Source organism: Kitasatospora sp. NBC_00458 (genome assembly GCF_036013975.1).
GTDB lineage: Bacteria > Actinomycetota > Actinomycetes > Streptomycetales > Streptomycetaceae > Kitasatospora.
Genome location: NZ_CP107904.1, coordinates 3,535,001 through 3,553,798, shown reverse-complemented (window position 1 = coordinate 3,553,798; position 18,798 = coordinate 3,535,001). Strand labels below are relative to the sequence as shown.

At 74.7% G+C, this 18,798-nt stretch carries 15 protein-coding genes; 11 read left to right on the top strand and 4 right to left on the bottom strand.

Annotated elements, in window-relative coordinates:
• The first annotated feature begins 78 nt into the window (after nt 1-78).
• The 3 genes from OG550_RS14155 to OG550_RS14145 all read left to right on the top strand — a co-directional run bounded on the left by OG550_RS14155 (nt 79) and on the right by OG550_RS14145 (nt 6,230).
• On the top strand, nt 79-348 hold the full coding sequence (locus OG550_RS14155) for a WhiB family transcriptional regulator (RefSeq protein WP_030310813.1): 270 nt from the start codon (nt 79-81) through the stop codon (nt 346-348).
• Nucleotides 349-641: 293 nt separating this feature from the next.
• On the top strand, nt 642-4,538 hold the full coding sequence (locus tag OG550_RS14150) for a glycosyltransferase family 2 protein (protein WP_327677479.1): 3,897 nt from the start codon (nt 642-644) through the stop codon (nt 4,536-4,538).
• Between the two features lie 6 nt (nt 4,539-4,544).
• Complete coding sequence (locus OG550_RS14145; RefSeq protein WP_327677477.1) at nt 4,545-6,230, top strand: DUF5719 family protein; 1,686 nt, start codon at nt 4,545-4,547, stop codon at nt 6,228-6,230.
• A gap of 90 nt (nt 6,231-6,320) precedes the next feature.
• Here the strand turns inward: OG550_RS14145 and OG550_RS32780 are convergent, their stop codons facing one another.
• Nucleotides 6,321-6,590, bottom strand: a complete 270-nt coding sequence (locus OG550_RS32780) for a metallopeptidase family protein (RefSeq protein ID WP_442905994.1) — start codon at nt 6,588-6,590, stop codon at nt 6,321-6,323.
• A 349-nt stretch (nt 6,591-6,939) separates the two neighbouring features.
• Between OG550_RS32780 and OG550_RS14135 the strand changes: the two genes are divergently transcribed.
• The 6 genes from OG550_RS14135 (at nt 6,940) to ahcY (ending at nt 13,421) form a co-directional block, all read left to right on the top strand.
• The gene (locus OG550_RS14135) at nt 6,940-7,305 is read left to right on the top strand and encodes a DUF3499 domain-containing protein (RefSeq protein ID WP_327677473.1); all 366 of its coding nucleotides are present in this window, start codon (nt 6,940-6,942) and stop codon (nt 7,303-7,305) included.
• A 167-nt stretch (nt 7,306-7,472) separates the two neighbouring features.
• The gene (locus OG550_RS14130; protein WP_327677471.1) at nt 7,473-8,858 is read left to right on the top strand and encodes a phosphomannomutase/phosphoglucomutase; all 1,386 of its coding nucleotides are present in this window, start codon (nt 7,473-7,475) and stop codon (nt 8,856-8,858) included.
• 86 nt (nt 8,859-8,944) lie between these two features.
• Nucleotides 8,945-9,127, top strand: coding sequence for a Trm112 family protein (locus OG550_RS14125; protein ID WP_327677469.1), 183 nt, complete (start codon nt 8,945-8,947; stop codon nt 9,125-9,127).
• 151 nt (nt 9,128-9,278) lie between these two features.
• The gene (locus OG550_RS14120; RefSeq protein WP_327677467.1) at nt 9,279-10,562 is read left to right on the top strand and encodes an SIS domain-containing protein; all 1,284 of its coding nucleotides are present in this window, start codon (nt 9,279-9,281) and stop codon (nt 10,560-10,562) included.
• A gap of 91 nt (nt 10,563-10,653) precedes the next feature.
• Nucleotides 10,654-11,631 carry a cation diffusion facilitator family transporter gene (locus OG550_RS14115; protein WP_327677465.1) on the top strand — a complete coding sequence of 326 codons (978 nt, stop codon included), beginning with the start codon at nt 10,654-10,656 and terminating at the stop codon, nt 11,629-11,631.
• Between the two features lie 341 nt (nt 11,632-11,972).
• The gene (ahcY, locus tag OG550_RS14110; protein ID WP_327677463.1) at nt 11,973-13,421 is read left to right on the top strand and encodes an adenosylhomocysteinase; all 1,449 of its coding nucleotides are present in this window, start codon (nt 11,973-11,975) and stop codon (nt 13,419-13,421) included.
• Nucleotides 13,422-13,591: 170 nt separating this feature from the next.
• Here the strand turns inward: ahcY and OG550_RS14105 are convergent, their stop codons facing one another.
• Nucleotides 13,592-14,818: a hypothetical protein gene (locus tag OG550_RS14105; RefSeq protein ID WP_327677461.1), complete on the bottom strand. Its 1,227-nt coding sequence runs from the start codon at nt 14,816-14,818 to the stop codon at nt 13,592-13,594.
• Nucleotides 14,815-15,366: a SigE family RNA polymerase sigma factor gene (locus OG550_RS14100; RefSeq protein WP_327677460.1), complete on the bottom strand. Its 552-nt coding sequence runs from the start codon at nt 15,364-15,366 to the stop codon at nt 14,815-14,817. Before OG550_RS14100 ends, OG550_RS14105 begins: the two co-directional genes overlap by 4 nt.
• A 139-nt stretch (nt 15,367-15,505) precedes the next feature.
• Here OG550_RS14100 and OG550_RS14095 point away from each other — a divergent pair, with 139 nt between their 5' ends.
• Nucleotides 15,506-16,159 (top strand): hypothetical protein, encoded by a 654-nt coding sequence (locus OG550_RS14095; RefSeq protein WP_327677458.1) that lies wholly within the window; start codon nt 15,506-15,508, stop codon nt 16,157-16,159.
• A gap of 41 nt (nt 16,160-16,200) precedes the next feature.
• Here the strand turns inward: OG550_RS14095 and OG550_RS14090 are convergent, their stop codons facing one another.
• Nucleotides 16,201-17,175, bottom strand: a complete 975-nt coding sequence (locus OG550_RS14090) for an RDD family protein (protein WP_327677456.1) — start codon at nt 17,173-17,175, stop codon at nt 16,201-16,203.
• Nucleotides 17,176-17,405: 230 nt separating this feature from the next.
• Between OG550_RS14090 and OG550_RS14085 the strand changes: the two genes are divergently transcribed.
• Nucleotides 17,406-18,410, top strand: a complete 1,005-nt coding sequence (locus tag OG550_RS14085; RefSeq protein ID WP_327677454.1) for a stage II sporulation protein M — start codon at nt 17,406-17,408, stop codon at nt 18,408-18,410.
• Nucleotides 18,411-18,798: the final 388 nt, after the last annotated feature.

Below are 18,798 nucleotides of genomic sequence, written 5' to 3'. Positions count from 1 at the left end.
TAATTTCACTCGTGTCGTCGGCCGCACGAGGCAACGGCAACCACGGGGACGCCAATAGGGGCAGAGGAGGCGCGCCACATGAGCGAGCTCTTTGAGCTGTTGATCGGTGACGGCATCGAAGAGGAAGAGGAACTCGGCTGGCAGGAGCGCGCGCTGTGCGCCCAGACCGACCCCGAGTCCTTCTTCCCGGAGAAGGGCGGCTCCACCCGCGAGGCCAAGAAGGTCTGCCTCGCCTGTGAGGTCCGCTCCGAGTGCCTGGAGTACGCCCTGGCCAACGACGAGCGTTTCGGCATCTGGGGCGGCCTCTCCGAGCGTGAGCGCCGTCGGCTCAAGAAGAGCGCCGTCTGACCGGTCCGGCCCCGGTCCGGCCCCCGGCCGGGCCACCGCTCCGGAACCCTCCCGACCCTCCGGCGGCCGCGGCGGCGACCGCGGCCCGGACACCCGCATCGTCGTAGAGGCGCCTCACCTCGGTGGTGAGGCGCTTTCGCATTCCCGGCCCTTTCCCCACCGCCCCCGCACCGCCCCCGCACCGCTCGCACGGACACCGTGGACGGAGCGGTCATCCGGAGCCGTTAGTGTGGTGCGCCATCCGGTTGCCGTTCACCGGCTGTGTCCACCGAGAACTGGGGCCCGCGCACTCGATGACCGTCTACAGCCACCAGAGCGGACTCTCCGCCAGCAGGCCGCCCGCCTATCCGCGCCACCTGGTCACCGCCGTGATCGTCTCGCACGACGGCGCCCGCTGGCTGCCGCAGGCCCTCGCCGGCCTGCTCGGCCAGGACCGCCAGGTCCAGCGCGTCCTCGCCGTCGACACCGGCTCCACCGACGACTCTCCGCGACTGCTCGCCGACACCCTCGCCGACTGGCTCCCGGAGAGCGGCCCCGTCATCCTCGGCCGGCGGGCCGGCTTCGGCACCGCCGTCGCCGAGGCCGTCTTCAACAGCCCGCCGCTGCGGCCCGAGGACCTGCCCTACCGCCTCGACCCCTCCGGCTACGACCCGGTCACCGGCGGCTGGGACGACTTCGGCGACCCGCTCGGCCAGGACGACGACCTCGGCCGGGGCGGCCCCCGGGAGACCCAGCCGATCGAATGGCTCTGGCTGCTGCACGACGACTGCGAGCCGCAGACCGACGCGCTGCGCCGCCTCCTCCAGGTCGCCGACTCCACCCCCAGCGCCGCCGTGGTCGGCCCCAAGCTGCGCAGCTGGTACGACCGCCGCCAGCTGCTGGAGGTCGGCGTCAGCATCGCCCGCTCCGGCCGCCGCTGGACCGGCCTCGACCGCCGCGAGCAGGACCAGGGCCAGCACGACCAGGTCCGCCCGGTGCTCGCCGTCTCCTCCGCCGGCATGCTGGTGCGCCGCGACGTCTTCGAGGAGCTCGGCGGCTTCGACCGGGCCCTGCCGCTGATGCGCGACGACGCCGACTTCTGCTGGCGCGTCAACGCCGCCGGCCACCGCGTCGTGGTCGCCCCCGACGCCGTGCTGCGGCACGCCGAGGCCGCCAGCCGCGAGCGCCGCGCCATCGACTGCGGCCCCGCCCACCCGCACCGGATGGACAAGGCGGGCGCGGTCTACACCCTGCTCGCCAACTCCCGGGGCCTGCTCTTCCCCTACGTCCTGCTCCGGCTGGTGCTCGGCACCGTGCTGCGGGTGGTCGCCAACCTGCTCGGCAAGGACCCGAAGCAGGCCTTCGACGAACTGGCCGGCCTCGGCCACGAACTGGTCCGCTTCCCCCGCCTGCTGGCCGCCCGCAAGCGCCGGGCCCGCGCCCGCGCCGCCGACGCCCTGGACGACCGGACGCTCTTCCCCGCGCCCGGCGCCACCGCCCGCCTCGCGGTCGAGGGCGTGGTCGGCTCGCTCGGCATAGGGGGAGGGGACGACTCCGGAGCCGGCCGGCACGGCTCCGTCGAGGCCGGGCCCGGCGACGAGGACGCCGAGGACCTGGTCGTCGAGCAGTTCACCCTGCTCAAGAAGCTGGCACGGCGCCCCGCCCCGGTGCTGTTCGCCGCCCTGCTGGTGTTCGCCCTGGCCGCCTGCCGCGACCTGTTCGGCGCCGGCGACCTGTTCGGCGGCGCCCTGCTGCCCGCCACCGACGGCGCCGCCGGCCTCTGGGCGATGTACGCCGACGCCTGGCACCCGGTCGGCACCGGCTCCACCGCCGCCGCACCGCCCTACCTCGGGGTGCTGTCCGTCCTCTCCTGGCTGCTCTTCGACCACGCCGACCTCGCGGTCACCGTGCTGGTCGTCCTCGCGGTGCCGCTCTCCGCGGTCAGCGCCTACCTGGTATCCCGGCCGCTGATCGACTCCAAGCTGGTCCGCGCCTGGGCCAGCGCCACCTACGCCCTGCTGCCCGCCGCCACCGGCGCGCTCGCACAGGGCCGGATCGGCACCGCCGTCCTCGCCGTGCTGCTGCCGCCGCTGGCCCGTGCCGCGGCGATCGGCGCCGGCCTCGGCATCCGCGCCGAGAGCGCCGCCAAGGGCGCCCGGCCGGGCTGGCGCCCGGTCTGGATGACCGTCCTGCTGCTCACCCTGGCCACCGCGTTCGTCCCGCTGGCCTGGGCCCTGGCCGTCCCGCTCTGCCTGGCCATGCTGGTCATCGCGGTGGTCCGCGGCGGCGCCTTCGGCTCCGGCACCGCCGCGCTGCGGCTGCTCGGCCTGCGCGTCCTGGTGATCCTCGCGGTGCCGGTGGCGGTCCTCGCCCCCTGGTCGTTCCAGGTGCTGTCGCACCCCCAGTGGCTGCTGCTGGAGGCCGGTCTGCCCGGTCTGCACGGCGCCGGCCCGTCCGCGGCCGGTCTGCTCATGGTCAACCCGGGCGGCGCCGGGGTGCCGCCGGTCTGGCTCTCCGCCGGCGTGGTGCTCGCCGCGCTGGCCGCCCTCCTGCGGGCCGACCGCCGCCGCGCGGTGCTCGCCGCCTGGGGCGCCGCCGGGGCCGGACTGGTCTTCGCGGTCGCGGTGGCCGGCACCTCGGTCACCCCGGCCTCCGGCGGCCCGGACGTGCCCGCCTGGTCCGGCCCGGCCACCCTGCTGGCCGGCATCGCCCTGCTCGCCGCCGCCGCGATCGGCGCCGACGGCGCCAACGCCCGGGTGGCCGGCATCGCCTTCGGCTGGCGCCAGCCGGTCGCCGCCCTGGTGGTGGCGGCCGCGGTGCTCGCGCCGCTCGGCACCGGTCTCTGGTGGGCGGTCACCGGCGCCGACGGCCCGCTGCACCGGGCCCGCGCCGCCCAGGTCCCCGCCTTCATCGCGGAGCAGGCCGGCACCACCGACCGCTCCCGCACCCTGGTCGTCACCGGCGACCCGAAGGGCGGCTCGGTCGGCTACACCGTGGTCCGCGGCGCCGGGCTGACGCTCGGCCAGGCCGAGTCCACCGTCGACCCGGCCACCGGCACCACCGCGGGCCTGGACAAGACGGTCGGCAGCCTGCTGGCCGGCTCCGGCGCCGACCAGGCCGACGCGCTCTCCCGCTACGGCATCGCCTACGTGCTGGTCGACCAGCCGCTGATCGGCGCCTTCAAGGACGTCCTCGACACCACCCCCGGGCTGGTCAAGGCCAACCAGGACGGCGGCGCCGCGCTCTGGCAGGTCGACGGCACCCCGGCGACCCGCGCCCTGATCACCGCACCGGGCAGCCTCCCGGTGGTGGTCCCGTCCGGCGAGCGCGACCTCGCCACCACCGTCCCGGCCGGGCCCGAAGGCCGGGTGCTCCGCCTCGCGGAGGCCGCCGGCCCCGAGTGGCGGGCCACCCTGGACGGCACCGCGCTGGAGGCGACCACCGTCGACGGCTGGGCGCAGGGCTTCAAGCTCCCGGCGGGCGGCGGCAAGCTGGCCGTCACCCGGGAGGGCAGCCTGCTGCACACCGGCTGGATCTGGGCCCAGCTGCTGCTCGGCCTGACCGTCCTGGTGCTGGCCCTGCCGGGCCGGCGCAGCCACAAGGACGACGACCTCCCCGAGGACGTGGTCGCGGCCGCCGCGCTCGCCGCCGCGGCCCAGGCGCAGGCCCCCGCCCCCGGCAGCCGCCGGGCCCGCCGGATGGCCGAGCGCGGCGAGGGCGCCGAGGGCGAGGGCCCGGAGAACGGCGACCCGGACGGCGGCGTGTACGAGGGCCGGCCGGGCGCGATCCCGGCCCAGGCCGTCGGCGAGCCGCCGGTCGGCGCGGTCCAGGCGGCCGCCGCCGCCCAGGAGGCCGAGCAGTACGCCGACCCGTACCAGGCCTACCAGCAGGCCGACCCGTACAGCTACGACCCCTACGCCGCGCAGCAGCCGGCGGCCGCGCCGTACGGCGCGGGAGCGGGATACGGGCAGGACGGCGGCTACCAGCCGCAGGCCTACCCGCAGGGCACCGGCTACGACCCGTACCAGCAGCAGGACCAGCAGGACCCGCAGTACGGCTACGACCAGTACCAGCAGCCGCAGCAGGACCAGCAGCCGTGGGTGCCGGGGCAGCCGCAGGCCGAGGCCTACTACGACCCGAACAGCCCGACCGACCCGAACGATCCGCACGGACCGGGCCGCTACCCGCACCACCACGGATCGGGGAGCTGACCCGCGATGAAGAAGCCCGCGTTCAAGAAGAAGTCCGACCCGCAGGCCGAGGGCGCGGCGCCGGTGCCCGGCACCGCCCCGAGGGGCTCCGGCGCGGCGAGGACCACCCAGTCGCTGCTGGCCGCCGCCGTGGTGCTGGCGGCGGTGTACGGGATCGCCGAGCTCCGCCCGCCGGCCGCCCCGGTCGCGACCGCGGGCACCGCCGCCTCGGCGCAGGTCGAACGGACCTCAGCGGTCTGCCCGCAGCCGATCCAGAGCCTCACCGGCGCCACCACGCTCACCGCCTACACCCCGCCCGGCGCGGGGGAGGCCGCCGGCACCGGCTGGATCTCCGACGCGGCCGCGCCCGCCGCCCCGCCGGTCGCCGCGCCGTCCGCGGCCCCCGCGGCCCCCGCGGCCCCCGCGGCCCCGGCGGCCCCGACCGCCGCGGCCCCGACCGGGGCCGGCACCCCCGCCCCCGCCGTCGACAAGAACGCCGCACCCGCCGACGCCCGGCTCACCCTGGCCAAGCCCGGCACCCCGGTGACCGCCCCGGCCGCCAACGGCGACACCGCCCCGGGCACCGGGGCCGTCGCCACCGGCGCGCTCGCCCCCGGCTTCACCGTCACCCAGACCACCACGGTCACCGAGCAGCGCGGCCTCGGCCTGTCCGGCATCACCTGCACGCCGTCCGGCAACAGCTTCTGGTTCGCCGGCGCCTCCACGGCCGGTGACCGCACCGACTACATCAGCCTGGTCAACACCGAGCCCACCGCCGCCGTGGTCGACCTCAAGCTCTACGGCGACAAGGGCCTGATCGAGAACGACGCCGCCAACGGCATCACCGTCGCCCCCGGCAGCTCGCAGTCGGTGCTGCTGCCCACCATCAGCAAGGGCCAGGTCGCCGACCTCGCCGTGCACGTGGTCACCCGCAGCGGCCGGGTCGGCGCCGCCCTGCACGCCGCCGACGGCTCCAAGGGCGCCGACTGGGTGCCCTCCTCCGCCGGCCCGGCGCCCACCCAGGTGCTCCCCGGCCTGCCCGCCGACACCACGGCGGCCCGGCTGGTGGTCTGGGCCCCGCCGGAGGACGACGCCGACCTGAAGATCGAGCTCTCCGGCAAGAACGGCTGGTTCACCCCGGCCGGCAACGAGTCCATCCACGTCAAGGCCGGCACGGTGGCCGCGGTCGACCTCGGCAGGATCACCCGCGACGAGGTGGCGGGCCTGCGCCTGTCGCCCACCGACGACAAGCACCCCACCAAGGTGGTGGCCGGCCTGCGGATCGACCGGACCGGGGCCAACGGCAAGTCCGACGCGGCCTGGCTGAGCGGCACCGCACCGGTCGGCGCCCGCGCCACCGTGGCCGACAACCGCGGCGGCGGCGCCTCCACGCTCTTCCTCACCTCCACCGGCGAGGCCGCCACCGTGCGGGTCACCGCCTCGGCGGGCACCGGCGGCGGCACCCCCGCCACCAAGGACGTCGAGCTGCCGGCCGGCGGCACGGTCGCCCTCCCGGCACCCGAGCCCGCCGGGCTGAACGGCTCCTACGCGCTGACCGTGGAGACCGTCTCCGGCGGCCCGGTCGCCGCGGCCCGGATGCTCGCGATCACCACCAAGGACGTGCCGATGTTCACCGTCCAGGCGCTGCGCGACGACCGCAGCAGCGTGCAGGTCCCGAAGGCGGCCCAGGACCCGGGCGTGGTCCTGCGCTGAGCCGGAAGGACGGCGGAGGGGGCGGCACCCGGTCCGGGTGCCGCCCCCTCCGCCGTCCCCGGGCCCGGGGACACCGGCCCCCGCGGCCCGTCAGTCCTCGTCGTAGCGCGGGTCGATGGCGTCCGGCGAGAGCCCCAGCAGCTCCGCCACCTGCTCGATCAGGATCTCGTGCACCAGCGCGGCGCGGTCCTCCCGCGACTTCGCCCGGATCTCCACCGGCCGCCGGTACACCACGATCTGACTCTTCCGTCCCTGCCGGCCCGGCGACACCCGGCCCAGCGGCACCCCGCCGTCCGGGTCGGCCGAGCCGTCCGGCTCGTGCAGCGGCACCTCCTGGACGGCGAACTCGACTTCGATCAACTGCGGCCAACGCCGTTCAAGCCGCTCGACCGATTCGCGCACGTAATCGTCGAACAACTCGGAGCGGGTGAGCGAAATCGGTACCTGCGGGGGCGCCAGCGGGCCGCGCAGACCCCTGCCGTGCCGGTCGCGGTGCCGGGGGCGGCGCGAAGGACCCGTCGATGACTGCGGTGCGGAGCTGTCCATATCACTGCCGAGGGTAGTCCTTGGACGGTCGGAAGTGGACCACCCCCGCACCCAATCGCCCGGGGCGGCGGGTGCACGCACGGGCGCGCGGACCGCGACACGGGACGCCCTCCGGGCAGGCGGTCTTCGCTCCCCGGCGGGGAGTGCTGTACCGTCCACCCTCGTGAGCTCTGTACGTCGTTGTTCGCGGACCGCGTGCGGCCGGCCGGCCGTCGCGACGCTGACGTACGTCTACGCGGACTCCACCGCCGTCCTCGGCCCGCTCGCCACCTACGCCGAGCCGCACTGCTACGACCTGTGCGCCCAGCACGCCGAGCGCCTCACCGCCCCGCGCGGCTGGGAGGTGGTCCGGCTGGTCGCCGAGGCCGGACCGCTCCGCCGCAGCAGCGACGACCTCGAAGCGCTCGCCAACGCCGTCCGCGAGGCCGCCCGCCCGCAGACCCCCCGTCAGGGCCGCGGCCCCGAGGGCGATTCCACCGAGGGCGGCCGCCGCGGCCACCTCCGGGTGCTCCGCTCGCCCGACAACTGACGCCCTGGCCTTCCACCCGTCCCGCACGGACGCCTCCTCCGGCCCCGGTACGCTGCCCCTGACCGTGTACCGGCCGCCGCCGGGCCCGGACGTACCGTGACCGTGGGCGACCAGCCCGTCGACCGACCCGTCGAGTCGATCAGACAGAGAACCAGGGTGGAGCCGCAGTGCGCGACCTCAAGCAGCTCGTGAAGGCGTACGACGTCCGAGGCGTCGTCCCGGACCAGTGGGACGAGAACCTCGCCCGCGCCTTCGGCGCCGCGTTCGTGCAGGTCACCGAGGCGACCGCGATCGTGGTCGGCCACGACATGCGCCCCTCCTCCCCGTCCCTCAGCCTGGCCTTCGCCGAGGGCGCGACCGGCTACGGCGCCGACGTCGTCCTGATCGGCCTCTGCTCCACCGACCAGCTGTACTACGCCAGCGGCTCGCTCGACCTGCCCGGCGCGATGTTCACCGCCAGCCACAACCCGGCCCAGTACAACGGCATCAAGCTCTGCCGCGCCGGCGCCGCCCCGGTCGGCCAGGACACCGGGCTCTCCGAGATCCGCGAGCTGGTCGAGTCCTGGACGGCCGACGACGACACCGTCACCGTGCCGGCCCGGGACGTCGAGCCCGGCACCCTCTCCGAGCAGGACACCCTGCGCGGCTACGCCGACCACCTGCTCGGCCTGGTCGACCTCGCCGCCATCCGGCCGCTCAAGGTCGCCGTCGACGCGGGCAACGGCATGGGCGGCCACACCGTCCCGACCGTCTTCGACGGCCTGCCGATCGAGCTCGTCCCGATGTACTTCGAGCTGGACGGCACCTTCCCCAACCACGAGGCCAACCCGCTCGACCCGAAGAACCTGGTCGACCTCCAGGCCCGGGTCCGCGAGACCGGCGCCGACCTCGGCCTCGCCTTCGACGGCGACGCCGACCGCTGCTTCGTCGTCGACGAGCGCGGCGAGCCGGTCTCCCCGTCCGCCATCACCGCGCTGGTCGCCGCCCGCGAGATCGCCCGGGCCCGGGCCGCCGGCGAGGACGAGCCGACCATCATCCACAACCTGATCACCTCGTGGACCGTCCCCGAGGTGGTCCGCGAGCTCGGCGGCAAGCCGGTCCGCACCCGGGTCGGCCACTCCTTCATCAAGCAGGAGATGGCCGTCACCGACGCGGTCTTCGGCGGCGAGCACTCCGCGCACTACTACTTCCGCGACTTCTGGCGCGCCGACACCGGCATGCTCGCCGCGCTGCACGTGCTCGCCGCCCTCGGCGGGCAGGACGGCACCCTCTCCGCCCTCACCGCCGAGTACGACCGGTACGCCGCCTCCGGCGAGATCAACAGCACCGTCGCCGACCAGGCCGACCGGACCGCCGCCGTCCGCGCCGCCTACGCGGGCCTGGAGGGCACCACCGTCGACGAGCTGGACGGCCTCACCGTGGCCGGCCCGGACTGGTGGTTCAACCTGCGCGCCTCCAACACCGAGCCGCTGCTGCGCCTGAACGTCGAGGCGAAGGACCCGGCGAGGATGGCCGAACTGCGCGACGGCGTCCTCGCGCTCGTCCGCGCCTGACGCACACCCGTCGTGCCCCGGCCGGTAGGGTTTCCTCTCGGCCGGGGCACCGCCGTGCCACCCCTCTGAACTGGAGCCCGAACCCCATGAAGCTCGAATCCTTCCTGCTGGAGATCCTGGTCTGCCCGCAGTGCCGGTCCGCGCTCACCGAGGGCGGCACCGAGGAGCAGCCGGAGCTGCTCTGCACCGGCGAGGGCTGCCGCCTGGCCTACCCGGTCCGGGACGGCATTCCGGTCCTGCTGGTGGACGAGGCCCGCCGCCCGGCGTGATCCTTGGGGGCGGGCGCCACCGCGCCCGGCCCGCAGTGCCCGCACGTCCGCAGTGCCCGTTCTTCCGGCGGTACGACAGTGCCGCACCGCACCGCACCACTCCCACAGCCAGCAGCCCTCAGCGCCCAGCCAGCAGCCGGAGGCCCGCCGCATGCTCGACGACACCCTGCTCGACGACCCGGCCGCCCTCCAGCGCGCCGACCACGACCGCGCCCTGCTGGCCCTCGCCGGCTCCGGCGCCCGGGTCCGCACCGCGCTGCGGCTCGCCGAGGCCGCCGGCGTCGACCGGCTCCGCCCGGACGGCCGCCCGCGCGCCGTCCTGGTCGCCGGGCACGGCAGCGCCCTGACCGCCGCCGAGATGCTCGCCGCCCTGGCCGGCACCGCCAGCCTGGTCGCCCCGCTGCCGCCCACCGACGCCGCGCCCGTCCCGCGCACCGACCGGGCCACCGCACCAGCCGTCTTCACCACCGGCCTGGCGTGGCAGCTCCCCGGCTGGGCCGGGCCGCTCGACCTGCTGGTCGTCAGTTCCGGCGACGGCAACGAGCAGGGCCTCGTCGCCCTCGCCGAGCAGGCGTACGCGCGCGGCTGCGCGATCGTCGTCACCGCGCCCGAGGGCAGTCCGCTCGCCGAGGCCGCGCTCCAGGTCCGGGCCCTGCCGCTGCCCTTCGTGCCGCCCGCGACCGCCGCCGACCCGTCGGACGACGGCACCCCGCCCGCGACCGCGTACAGCGCCGAGCCCGACCTGCCCGCCGAGGACCCGGCCGCGCTCTGGGCGCACCTCACCCCGCTGCTCGCGCTCAGCCAGAAGCTCGGCATCACCCAGCTGCCGTACGACGCGCTGCCGGCCACCGCCGACCTGCTGGACGAGACCGCCGTCCGCTGCCGCCCGGACGCCGCCGCGTACACCAACCCGGCCAAGGGGCTGGCCGCCCGGCTGGCCGGGACGGTGCCGCTGCTCTGGGCCGAGGGCCCGGTGGCCGGTGCGGCCGCCGCCCGGTTCGCCGCCCAGCTCGCCGACCGGGCCGGCCGGCCCGCCCTCGCCGGGCTGCTGCCGCAGGTGCTCACCGCGCACCGCGGCATGTTCACCGGCCAGCTCGGCGCCGGCGCCGACCCGGACGACTTCTTCCGCGACCGCGTCGAGGAACCGGACCCGCTGCACCTCCAGGTCCTGCTGCTGCGGCACATCCCCGGCGACCGGACGCCCGCGGCCGAGGCCGCGCCCGGCGAGCCGGACGGCGGCCCGGCCGAGGTCCCCGCCGACGACGAGGGCCCGCGCAGCTTCGGCGCCTCCCGGGCGCACCGGCTCGCCGGCGCCCACGACGTCCGGCTGACCGAGTACGCCAGCCGCCGGGCCGACCCGCTGCACGCGCTGGCCGACCTGGTCGCGCTCACCGACTTCGCCGCCGTCTACCTGGGGCTCGCGGCGCAGTCCTGAACCCGGCCGGTCGGGCCCGGTACCGTATGCGCTCGACAACGACTGGGCGCGGGCTGCGTGGACGGCCCCCGACGGAGGGACCACCCCGAGCATGAGCACCGAAGGCGGTACCAAGGCACTCGTCGCGGCATTGTCCGCGAACCTGGGCATCGCGGTGAGCAAGTTCGTCGCCTTCGCGTTCTCGGGCTCCTCCTCGATGCTGGCGGAGGGCGTCCACTCGATCGCCGACTCCGGCAACCAGGTGCTGCTGCTCGTCGGCGGCAAGCGCTCGCAGCGGGCCGCCACCCAGGAGCACCCGTTCGGCTACGGCCGCGAGCGGTACATCTACGCGTTCCTGGTCTCGATCGTGCTGTTCAGCGTCGGCGGCATGTTCGCGATCTACGAGGGCTACGAGAAGATCGCCCACCCGCACGAGCTGCACAACTGGTACTGGCCGGTCGGCGTGCTGGTCTTCGCGATCGGCCTGGAGTCCTGGTCCTTCCTCACCGCGTACCGCGAGGCCGTCAAGGACAAGCGCGGGCACGGCTGGACCGCGTACATCCGCCGGGCCAAGGCCCCCGAGCTGCCGGTCGTGCTGCTGGAGGACACCGGCGCGCTGATCGGCCTGGTGCTGGCGCTGTTCGGCGTCGGCCTGACCGTGATCACCGGTGACGCGGTCTGGGACGGCATCGGCACGCTGTCGATCGGCGTGCTGCTGATCGCCATCGCGCTCGTGCTGGCGGTGGAGACCAGGTCGCTGCTGATCGGCGAGTCCGCCCACCCCGAGGTGGTGGCCGAGATCCGCGACGCGCTGGTCGACCACGACTCCGTCACCCGGGTGATCCACATGCGGACGATGCACCTCGGCCCGGAGGAGCTGCTGGTCGCCGCCAAGATCGCCGTCCCCGCCGAATCCACCGCCACCGAGGTCGCCGAGGCCATCGACGCCGCCGAGGCGCGGGTCCGCCGCGCCGTGGCGATCGCCCGGGTGATCTACCTGGAGCCGGACATCTTCAGCGCCGAGAAGGAGGCCCAGGGCGACGACCCGCACGCCACGCCCGGCGGGCCGGTGCCCGACACCGCGCACTGACCTGCGGGACCGCCCGGGACGGCGCGCGCGGGGGGCGTGCGCGCCGCCCCGGACGAGGCCGAAAAACGGTCGTACCGAGCCGCCGCCCCGGGCCTCCGGTGTAGATTCGTCCCCAGAGCCAGAACGTCGCTGCTGATGGCGGTCGATCGGCGCCCGTGTCCGCGAGGGCGCGTGCCGGTCGAGGGAGAGAGGTCCTCCGACGGTTTGTGCGAGCAGCAGGGCACCGTTCCCTCCCGGACCGGGGCCGCCCGGCGTCGCCGCGTACCCGTGCGGCCCGCCGCGCTGTGACGCACCCCGAGGACCTTTGGCCGTGCCCCACCCCATCAGCGAGGAGCAGACGCATGTCGACCGACATCACCGGTGACTTCAAGGTCGCCGACCTTTCCCTGGCGCCGTTCGGCCGCAAGGAGATCCAGCTGGCCGAGCACGAGATGCCCGGCCTGATGACGATCCGCGCCGAGTACGCCGCCACCCAGCCGCTGGCCGGCGCCCGGATCACCGGCTCGCTGCACATGACCGTGCAGACCGCCGTCCTGATCGAGACGCTCACCGCGCTCGGTGCCGACGTCCGCTGGTGCTCCTGCAACATCTTCTCCACCCAGGACCACGCCGCCGCCGCCATCGCGGTCGGCCCGGAGGGCACCCCGGAGAACCCGCAGGGCGTGCCGGTCTTCGCCTGGAAGGGCGAGACCCTGGACGAGTACTGGTGGTGCACCGAGCAGGCGCTCACCTGGCCGAACGGCCAGACCCCGAACATGATCCTGGACGACGGCGGCGACGCCACCCTGCTGATCCACAAGGGCGTCGAGTTCGAGAAGGCGGGTGCCGCCCCGGACCCGTCCACCGCGGACAACGACGAGTTCCGGATCATCCTGGAGCTGCTCAACCGCACGCTCAAGGACACCCCGAACAAGTGGACCGAGGTCGCCGCCACCATCAAGGGCGTCACCGAGGAGACCACCACCGGCGTGCACCGCCTGTACGAGATGCACCGCGACGGCAAGCTGCTGTTCCCGGCCATCAACGTCAACGACTCGGTCACCAAGTCGAAGTTCGACAACAAGTACGGCTGCCGCCACTCGCTGATCGACGGCATCAACCGCGCCACCGACGTCCTGATCGGCGGCAAGGTCGCCGTCGTCGCGGGCTACGGCGACGTGGGCAAGGGCTGTGCCGAGTCGCTGCGCGGCCAGGGCGCCCGGGTCATCGTCACCGAGATCGACCCGATCTGCGCGCTGCAGGCGGCGATGGACGGCTACCAGGTCACCACCCTGGACGAGGTCGTCGAGACCGCCGACATCTTCATCACCACGACCGGCAACAAGGACATCATCATGGCCTCCCACATGGCCCGGATGAAGCACCAGGCCATCGTCGGCAACATCGGCCACTTCGACAACGAGATCGACATGGCCGGCCTCGCGAAGCTCCCGGGCGTCGTGAAGACCGAGGTCAAGCCGCAGGTCCACGAGTGGCGCAAGGCGGACGGCCGCACCATCATCGTCCTCTCCGAGGGCCGCCTGCTGAACCTGGGCAACGCGACCGGCCACCCGTCCTTCGTGATGTCCAACTCCTTCGCCAACCAGACGATCGCCCAGATCGAGCTGTTCACGAAGACCGAGCAGTACCCGATCGGCGTCTACGTGCTGCCGAAGCACCTGGACGAGAAGGTCGCCCGCCTGCACCTCGACGCGCTGGGCGTGAAGCTCACCACCCTCAGCCAGGAGCAGGCCGACTACATCGGCGTCGCGGTCGACGGCCCGTACAAGCCGGAGCAGTACCGCTACTGATCCGCGGACGCACGCGGTCCGGCTCGCACGACGCACGCGGTGGCCGGCGCTCCCCTCGCGGGGGCGCCGGCCACCGGCGTTTCCGGGCCCCGGCGGGCCGGCGGACGGTCGGCGGACGGGGCCGGGCCGGGCCCGGTGCGGCCGTCACCCGACGGCGCCGGCCGGGGACCTCAGCTGATGACGTCGGTGGTCCAGGCCGACGGGTCGGTGCCGAGCGAGGTGAAGTGGCCCAGCCAGCCGGTGAAGCCGCCGACCGCCGCGAAGGGCTGCTCCCCCTGGTCGGACGTCGCGCACAGCTGCGTGCCCTGGGCCGTCACGCACGTCAGGAGCGGGGCTTGGATGGACGGGTCCCTGGTGACGAGTGTGAGGCCGGGCAGGTTGCCGGGGCTCTGCCAGGCGGGGGCGGACGGGGAGCCGGGCCCGGGCACCGTGGCCAGTCCGTCGGGGCCCAGCGGGAAGCTGGGCGTGTTGCTCGGCGGCTGCCCGACGGGATCGGGCCGGACGTCGACGCTGAGGTAGTCGTCCCCCGTCGAGTAGATGATCGCCGCGGACCAGGCCGCGCCGTCGGCCAGCGCGGGCCCCTGGCTGAGGCGCACCCCGGACAGGGTGAAGCCGCTCGGCACGGAGGCGAGCGTGAACGGCAGCCGTACGGCCTGCCGACCGGTCACGACCCCCTCCGCGACCTGGTGCAGGACGTCGAGGACGCCGTCCGCAGCGCTCATGTAGCTGGCGTGCAGCTCCAGCCACCGGCCGTCGGCGGCCTGCCAGCGGAGGACGTGGTCGCCCCCCTGCGACGGGTCGTTCGGGCCCTGGCCCAGCCAGTAGGCCGGCCGCCCGTCCACCGCGGGCGCGTCCACCTGGTACTGCTGCCCGCCGGCGTAGTCGGTGCCGACCGGCGGGACCTCGCCGGGTGCGTAGACCGAGAGGAAGAGCGCCTGGTGGTTCATCGGCTGTGCGTTCGGACCGGTCTGCGCCGGCCCGAGGGCCTTGCCGCCGAACGTCGTGGGCCGGCCGGTGAAGCCGATCGTGTAGTTGACCGAGCCGAAGCCCTCGGGCAGCCAGCCGAAGGTCGCCTCGACGGTGAGCGGGTCACGGCCGTGGTCGGGGCCCAGCAGCGGGAGGGCCGGGGACCCGCCGGAGCCCGGCGCCGCCGCCGGGGCGGTGGAGACGCGACCGCCGTCCGGCAGGCCGATGCTCAGGGCCGAGGCGCCCAGCGCCACCGCCGCCACCGCGCCGACCGCCCCGAGCCGGCGGCGGCGCAACCGGGACCGGCCCGTGCGGATCGCCCAGGCGGTGTCCGTCCCTCCGGCCGGTGCGGGCGAGTCGGCCAGCGCCGCGAGGTCGGCGGCCAGGCGGAGCCCGGCCGTGTCGATGTGGTCGTTCGCGTGGTCGTTCATGAGACTGCCCCTTCCACCGGCGCCGTCGGCCGGAGGTCGCTGAGGTCCGGGAGGTTCCGCTGGTCGAGGCGTCGGCGCAGTGCGTCGAGGCCCCGGGAGGTCTGGCTCTTCACGTTGCCCGTGGAGCACCCCATCGCCGCGGCGGTCTGCTCGACCGTCAGGTCGCAGAAGTAGCGCAGGACCACCGTCGCCCGCTGCCGGGGCGGCAGCGCGGCCAGGGCACTCCTGAGGTCCACCGAGGCGTCCAGGTCCGTCAGGGCGGCGGCCGCCTCCGGCACCTCCTCGGCACGGCGCCGGGCCGTCCACCGGGCCCACGGCGAGCGCTGCTCGGCGAGGAAGGTGTTGACCAGGACGGTCCGGGCGTAGCCGTCCAGGTTCTCCAACCGGGAGAGCCGGCCCCAGCGGACGTACAGCTTGGTGACCGATTCCTGGACCAGGTCGTCCGCCCGGTGCCAGTCACCGCACAGCAGATAGGCCACCTTGCGGAGCCACGGCGCTCGCGCGGCCACGAACGCCGTGAACTCGGCGTCGCGGGTCTGCTTCGCCATCGACGGGAACCTCCTTTCCTTCCGGCGGCGCCGCGTCCACGGCGCACACCTCCCTAATGCGGGCGGGCGGCACGGGGTTGCACGGCCGTTCGAAGCGGTGCGGACGGGGCCGGTCCGGTCCGGACGTAGGCTTTCGGGCATGCCCAACGGCCGGTACTCGCTCCACGACACCCACGACCACGTGCTGCTCGGCGAGGAGCGCTTCAGCTGCGCCCCCGGCCCGGCCGGCTGGCGGTACGTCTCCAAGACCTACGCACCGGACGGCGGCGTCCTCGGCACGGTGGACCTGACGCTCGACGCCCGGGCCAGGCCGCTGCGGATGGAGCTGCGGGCGGGCGGCTGGCAGGTGCGGGGCGGCGCCGTCGACGGGGTCGCCTGGGTGCGGGCCGACGCGGCCGACCCGGCCGGCGAGCAGGCGGCCGAGGGGCACGACCGGGCGCACGGCTTCGCCGGGCGCTCGCCGGGGTTCCTGGTCGCCACCGCCCGGATGCTGCGGCTGCGGGAGGGCGCGAGCGCCCGGGTGCGGCTGGTCGCGTTCACCGAGCCGGTGCTGGCGCCGCGCACCTTCGACCAGGGGTGGCTGCTGGAGGGCGTGGACACGCACGAGACCGACTCCGGGCCGCTGCTGGTCGAGCGGTACCAGGTGGGCGACCTGGAGACGGGCGAGCAGCAGGTGGTGCACCTGGCGGGGGACGTGGTGCTGGCCGCCGGCGGGATCGAGCTGGAGGAGCTGGAGTCGCCGCCGAACGCCTGGCCGGCCGAGTTCGGGTACGGCGAGGGCCTGGGCGGCTGAGACCCGAGGGGGCGACTGCGGGAGTGGGGGTGGGCGCCGGCTCAGGCGGGCGGGGCGAAGCCGGTGCCGGGCGCCGGCTTCGGGGCGGGCTCCGGCGCGGTGGGCGCGGTGGGCGCGGACGGCGCGGCGGGTGCGGCGGGGGGCGTCGACTGCGGGTACGGCTGGTGCTGGGGCGCCGGGTACGGCTGCGGGTAGGGCTGGTGCTGAGCGGCCGGGGCTGTCCGGGCCTGCTGCTGGGCCTGGCGGAACGCGTGCCCCTGGGCCCTCTCCCACTCACGGCGCTGGCGCTCGGTCAGCACCGCGCCCAGGTAAGCCGCCGGATGCACGCCGTACGGGGCCGGGCGGCCGGTGCGGGCGGTCAGGTCGTCGGCCAGCCGGACGGACATCTGGTGGGCGACCGCCGGGTCCAGCTCGCCGATCCGCCCGAGCAGCTGGCGGACGGCCAGCCAGAGCGGCTCGGGCACGGCGGAGAGGTCCAGCGCGACCAGGTCGGCGCCGATCGCCTGCAGCAGCTGGGGGTGCACCGGAGGCAGCGCCGCGGAGGCACCGCCGCCGCCGGGTACGCGCTCGCGGATCACCAGGGTCCCCGCGAAGACGTCGCCCAGCCGCTTGCCCTCGGAGGACACCATCGAGCAGATCACGGCCGGCACGCCGAAGAGCACGATGATCTCCAGGAAGCCGACCAGTCCGCGGACCAGCGAGTGCCGGAACCGCACCGGTCCGCCGTCGCTGCGCACCACCCGGAGTCCGAACGCGGCCTTCCCGAGCGAGCGCCCGCGGGTCAGCGTCTCGACCATGACGGGGAGTGCCACCAGGAAGAACACCATCAGCCCGATCGTCACCGCGGCGACCGCGGCACCGTCGATGTCGACGAGGGTCAGGCTCAGCACCAGCGACACCACCACCAGACCGGCGGTCTGCAGGGCGAGGTCCAGTGCGACCGCCAGTGCCCGGCTCGGAAGCTTCGCCGCGCGCAGGCCGAGGACGACCGCCTCGCCCGTCACCAGGTCGCTCAAGACACCCGTCCGTTCCCGTCGGTGGTTCGTGGATCGTGATCCGTGGGGGAGAAGGGGATCCGTCGGATCGGCCCCCACGATCCCGTGGTCCGCAGTCGTCAACATACGGGGCCCCGGACCCGGTCGGGAAGGGAGGTCCCGGACGCCCGCGCGCCCCCGTGCCCTGGCATGCTGGGCCCACCTGTCCGACCTGCCCGCCCCGCGCCCCGCGCCGACCCTGGAGCCGCCGAATGGACCTGGACGTCTTCGTCGCCACCCACCAGGGTGAGTGGGCCCGGCTGGACGCCCTCGCCCGGCAGCGCCGCCTCACCGGGGAGGAGGCGGACGAGCTCGTCCACCTCTACCAGCGCGTCACCGGACACCTCGCCAAGGTCCAGGCCGCCGCACCCGATCCCACCCTTGAGGGCCGGCTCACCAGCCTGGTCTCGCGGGCCCGCGACTCGGTCACCGGCAGTCGGACCAGCGGCTGGCGGGACGTCGCGCGCTACTACACGGTGGGCTTCCCGGCCGCGCTCTACCGCTCACGACGGTGGTGGCTCCCGGTCGCGATCCTCTCCATGCTCGCGACCGCACTCGTCGCCTGGTGGGTGGCCGGCCACCCCGAGGTCCGGAACAGTCTGGCGACCCCGGACCAGATCCGTGAGATGACCAGGCCCGGTGGCGACTACGAGGCCTACTACTCGGACCGTCCCGCCAGCTCGTTCGCCGCGCAGGTCTGGACGAACAACGCCTGGATCGCCGTGCAGTGCCTGCTCTACGGCGTCGCGCTCGGCATCCCGGTGGTGATGGTGCTCTGGAGCAACGTCCTCAATCTCGGACTGGGTGTCGGCCTGATGGCGTCCGCCGGCCGGCTCGACATCTTCCTCGGCCTGCTCATCCCGCACGGCCTGCTGGAGCTGACCGCGGTCTTCGTCGCGGGCGGACTGGGTCTGCGCCTGGGCTGGACGATCATCGATCCCGGCCCGCGCACCCGCGCGACCGCCCTGGCCGAACAGGGCCGGTCCGTCATCGGCATGGCCATGGGCCTCGCGACCGTCCTCGCGGTCTCCGGCGTCCTGGAAGCCTTCGTCACCCCCTCCGGCCTGCCCACCTGGGCACGGATCGCGATCGGCGCGCTGGCGGAGGCGGCCTTCCTCTTCTACGCACTGGTGCTGGGGCGCAAGGCCGCGGCGACGGGGGAGACCGGGGACCTGGAAGCGTCCGACCGGGCGGACCTTCAGCCGGTCGCCGCCTGAGTCGATGTGATCAACAGGCCCCTGACCTGCTAGTCTCCTCGCATCTCAGCCGAACCATTGACGTGGTCGTGCCGGGCTAGTAGGTTCGAACGGTTGCGACCGACTGGACACCAGTCGGGGACAGGCGTTAGTGTCTTCGACACCGCCGAGTCGAGGTGAGCGCGTTTCATGAATGCGCACCCTCTCCGACGAGGTAAATCCCGGAACTGAGCACTCCGAAAGCTTTGATAGGCTTTCGAGCGAAGTTGAAGGAAATCCCACCAGCGGGAATCGGGCGAATGAAACTCCGGAAAACGGAGCGGAAAACGTCTGGTAGGCTGGGAACACGAAAGAACGAAGCGCCCGGAGGGCCGGTGTGAAAGCCGCCTGAAGGAAGTGTCCGTTCCTT

Excerpts from the sequence above, each read along its gene's own strand:
- OG550_RS14155 (WP_030310813.1), top strand. The coding sequence starts at position 79 with ATGAGCGAGCTCTTTGAGCTGTTGATCGGTGACGGCATCGAAGAGGAA.
- OG550_RS14150 (WP_327677479.1), top strand. The coding sequence starts at position 642 with ATGACCGTCTACAGCCACCAGAGCGGACTCTCCGCCAGCAGGCCGCCC.
- OG550_RS14145 (WP_327677477.1), top strand. The coding sequence starts at position 4,545 with ATGAAGAAGCCCGCGTTCAAGAAGAAGTCCGACCCGCAGGCCGAGGGC.
- OG550_RS14125 (WP_327677469.1), top strand. The coding sequence starts at position 8,945 with ATGAAGCTCGAATCCTTCCTGCTGGAGATCCTGGTCTGCCCGCAGTGC.
- OG550_RS14120 (WP_327677467.1), top strand. The coding sequence starts at position 9,279 with ATGCTCGACGACACCCTGCTCGACGACCCGGCCGCCCTCCAGCGCGCC.
- OG550_RS14115 (WP_327677465.1), top strand. The coding sequence starts at position 10,654 with ATGAGCACCGAAGGCGGTACCAAGGCACTCGTCGCGGCATTGTCCGCG.
- ahcY (WP_327677463.1), top strand. The coding sequence starts at position 11,973 with ATGTCGACCGACATCACCGGTGACTTCAAGGTCGCCGACCTTTCCCTG.
- OG550_RS14105 (WP_327677461.1), bottom strand. The coding sequence starts at position 14,818 with ATGAACGACCACGCGAACGACCACATCGACACGGCCGGGCTCCGCCTG.
- OG550_RS14100 (WP_327677460.1), bottom strand. The coding sequence starts at position 15,366 with ATGGCGAAGCAGACCCGCGACGCCGAGTTCACGGCGTTCGTGGCCGCG.
- OG550_RS14095 (WP_327677458.1), top strand. The coding sequence starts at position 15,506 with ATGCCCAACGGCCGGTACTCGCTCCACGACACCCACGACCACGTGCTG.
- OG550_RS14085 (WP_327677454.1), top strand. The coding sequence starts at position 17,406 with ATGGACCTGGACGTCTTCGTCGCCACCCACCAGGGTGAGTGGGCCCGG.